Source organism: Nostoc sp. CHAB 5715, assembly GCF_020829685.1.
Lineage (GTDB): Bacteria > Cyanobacteriota > Cyanobacteriia > Cyanobacteriales > Nostocaceae > Nostoc.
Map to the genome: position 1 here is coordinate 1 of NZ_JAIVFR010000733.1, position 3,917 is coordinate 3,917.

The 3,917-nt window shown below is 49.0% G+C and carries 3 protein-coding genes; all 3 read left to right on the forward strand.

Annotated features, from left to right (window positions below):
- A partial coding sequence (locus LC574_RS30140) for a hypothetical protein (RefSeq protein WP_229457278.1) occupies window positions 1-255 on the forward strand: 255 nt, incomplete at its 5' end.
- Window positions 256-268: 13 nt separating this feature from the next.
- Entirely contained in the window at window positions 269-3,424 is a 3,156-nt protein-coding gene (gene infB, locus LC574_RS30145) for a translation initiation factor IF-2 (RefSeq protein ID WP_229457279.1), read from the forward strand.
- A 104-nt stretch (window positions 3,425-3,528) separates the two neighbouring features.
- Window positions 3,529-3,917: low-complexity tail membrane protein (locus tag LC574_RS30150; protein WP_229457280.1), on the forward strand; the 389-nt coding region annotated here is incomplete at its 3' end.

Here is a 3,917-nt window from a genome sequence, read left to right on the forward strand (position 1 = left end):
ACAGGAAGGCAGAGTTCATTGCTGGACAATAACATCGAAACATTGCAGGGATATAATTTAAACAACAAATGGACAGGCAACGGAACAGGGGCAGACGCGGCTCTGAACTATCAACTGGGCTTCAAAAAGGACAAAAACCGCTTGCTGACTTTCTCTTACCGTTATTTCGGTTATGACAACGGCAGTCTAAAAACAGTAATCCAAGGATGGAGATGTCGCACTCCCAGGCAACCATCCGCTAAAACTGTAAATTAAAGGGGAAGAGTGGATGAACAACGGCAAAGTTAGAATCTATGAATTATCAAAGGAATTGAATTTGGATAACAAAGAGCTACTAGCAATTTGCGACCAGCTCAACATCGCGGTCAAAAGCCATAGCAGCACGATTTCAGAATCCGAGGCAGAAAGCATCCGCATGGCTGCGGAAAAACTCGCAGCGACGAATGTCTCCACCAAAAAGGAACTACGTACAACCAGCCATAAACCAAACTCACCATTAAACGGTGGATCTGCCCGACCTGCTGCACCCCACAAACAGCAAATTTTGGAAATACGCAAACCCAAAATATTGAGAAATACTACCTCCAACGCCCCAGAGGCGTCAGTTGCTACCAATACCCAAGCTGCCTTGTCTGAAGCTAATCCTCCCTCACCTCCACGGCCCTTCGCTACACCTGTCTCACCCATGAAGCCGACGGCACCAACTCGACCTGTACCCCGGAATCAATCTGAGACCCCAGAGCAAACTCCTGTCACAGACTTGGAACAAACGCCAAATCCTAATCAGGCGTCGGAAAAAATAGCACCCCAAAAACCGGAAAAAATAGCTCCAACCAGAGCGAAACCGGAAAAACCGATCAAACCGCAACTAGTTGCCCCTCCGGCAAGACCAGCGGCAGAAACCCAAGTGCCAGATGAGCCGGTATCTCAGGCAGATAAACCGATCCTCAAACGCGACCAACGGCAACGGCCCGTCGAAGGCGATCGCGAACAAATTAAGCCAAGAGTTGCGAAACTGCCAACTGACCAGTCTGTGCAACCTGCACCACAAAGACAGGCCAGGCCTACCCCTGCACCCACCAGACCAGAGCAGAGGGGCAATAGACCATCTGCACCATCACAACTAGGAGAGGGGCAACGGCCCAGGCCAGTCCGTCCTGGTGAAGCAGTAGCAGCCGCAATGCCGATCGCTACTCCACCCAGACAGATATCAGGAATAGCGGGCAAATCTCAAGGATTGGGTGATGAGCCAGTCGTCACACCCGATCTCCTCGATTTAAAACGCCCAACTCCGCCTCGCCCGACCAAAGGCGGCAAAAAGTGGGTAGAAGAGGAAATAATTGACGAAGTTAAAGAGAAGGCTAAAGCTGGCCTTAAAGGCAAGCGGATCAAGCCGATATTGGATGATGAGTTTGAAGAAGATTTGCTAGATGATGACGATCTAGACTCACCAGCCACCGTCCAAGTCAGCCTTTCCATCGCCCGCCCTCCCAAACCCAAAGCGACTCGACCTGTGCAGATGCCAGGCGCAACCCTTGCTAGCGCCCCAACTGCCAGAGGAACTAAAAAACCTGGTTCTAAGTCTGGTTCTAGCCGTGACAATCAAAATAACCGTCGCCAACAAGAAGCCGATACAAAGCGCGATCGTCCCGAAAAGGTCACGATCACAGGCCCGTTGACTGTGCAAGAACTGGCTGACGTTTTAGCCGTTCCCGATACAGAGATTGTGAAAATCCTGTTCCTCAAAGGCATGGCGGTAAGTATCACCCAAAATCTGGATATTCCCACAATTACCCTAGTAGGAAAAGAACTAGAAATAGAAGTCGAAACCGCCGAGAGAGAAGCAGAAGCTCGGAAAATTACCGAGATGGTCAGCGCAGAAGACCTAGACTATCTCCACCGCCGTCCACCAGTCGTGACAATTATGGGTCACGTAGACCACGGTAAAACAACCCTGCTCGACTCAATCCGCAAAACAAAAGTGGCTGCTGGCGAAGCTGGTGGGATCACTCAACACATTGGTGCATACCATGTGGATGTAGTACACGAGGGCAAACCGCACCAAATAGTCTTCCTCGATACCCCCGGTCACGAAGCCTTTACAGCAATGCGAGCCAGAGGAGCGCGGGTAACAGACATTGCCGTGTTGGTAGTAGCTGCTGATGATGGCGTCCGTCCTCAAACCATTGAAGCCATTAGCCACGCCCAAGCTGCGGGAGTGCCAATTGTTGTTGCAATCAACAAAATTGACAAAGAAGGGGCACAGCCAGAGCGGGTGAAACAAGAACTCACCCAGTATGGTCTAACCGCAGAAGACTGGGGTGGTGAGACAATCATGGTTCCCGTGAGCGCCATCAGAGGTGAAAACCTGGATACGCTCTTAGAGATGATTCTCTTAGTAGCAGAAGTTGCAGAACTATCTGCCAACCCAGACCGTACCGCCAAAGGAACTGTAATTGAAGCACATCTGGATAAAGCCAAGGGAGCAGTTGCTACCCTGCTAATTCAGAATGGTACCCTGCATGTAGGAGATATTTTGGTAGCTGGCTCGGCTTTCGGTAAAGTCCGGGCGATGGTGGATGACAGAGGCAAGAGAGTAGATATTGCTTCTCCTTCCTTTGCTGTCGAGGTACTAGGTTTAAGTGATGTGCCAGCAGCAGGCGACGAGTTCGAGGTCTTCGAGAACGAAAAAGAAGCCAGAGCACTTGCTAGCGATCGCGCAGACAGACAACGCCTATCCCGTTTGTTACAGGGACGTGTTACCCTTACAACCCTCTCGGCTCAAGCACAAGAAGGCGAGTTGAAAGAACTCAACTTGATCTTGAAGGGAGACGTACAAGGTTCCGTAGAAGCCATTGTGGGAGCGCTCAAGCAAATCCCGCAAAACGAAGTCCAAATTCGGATGCTCTTGGCTACTGCTGGGGAAATCACCGAGACAGATATCGACTTAGCAGCTGCCAGTAACGCTGTAATTATTGGCTTCAACACCACCTTCGCCAGTGGTGCAAGACAAGCCGCCGATGAAGCGGGTGTAGATGTTCGTGAATACAACGTAATCTACAAACTCCTAGAAGATATCCAAGATGCCTTGGAAGGTCTTTTGGAACCAGAGTTGGTGGAAGAACCCTTGGGTCAAACCGAAGTCCGTGCCGTCTTCCCAGTTGGTCGCGGTGCTGTTGCCGGTTGCTACGTTCAATCTGGCAAACTAGTTCGCAACTGCAAAGTCAGAGTGCAACGCGGCGGTAAGGTGATCTATGAAGGAGTCCTTGACTCCCTAAAACGGATGAAAGAAGATGCTCGTGAAGTCAACGCCGGTTATGAATGCGGTGTCGGCATGGATAAATTCAATGATTGGGTTGAAGGTGACATCCTCGAAGCCTATCAGATGGTTACAAAGCGCCGCACTCTTACCTTAACAAGGTAGTGTTAAGGGTAAAATGGTTAGAAGTTAGGAGTGATAAATTAGGAGTTAGGAGTTAAAGACTGCTAATTCCTAACTCCTAACTCTTAACTCATAACTTTTTATATATGCATTCATTTCGCTCTGAACCTATTTTGTGGATTCACGTCGCTGGATTAGCGACATTGCCTGTTTTTTTAATGCTCTGCTTATTCTTTCTGTCTGTAGGCGAGCCGTTTTTACCTGTGTGGATGGAGCTATTTTTAGTTGCTGCCATTGGTATTCTCCCTTTGCTATGGATGCAGTTGCGTCGCCCTTTTTATATATTTGCTCTTTTAGGAATAGCCCTAAAGCCAGAAAATCTGACCGAGCGGCAGCGAAAAATTCTCTGTTTAATTAATACAAAGTTAAATCGTATCTTGGCATTAGTAGCAGCAGTATTGTCGGTTTGGGTGCTGTGGCAGCTTTACCAAATTGCCCCATTAGTAGCAAATTCAGCTAAATTTCTCCCACAATG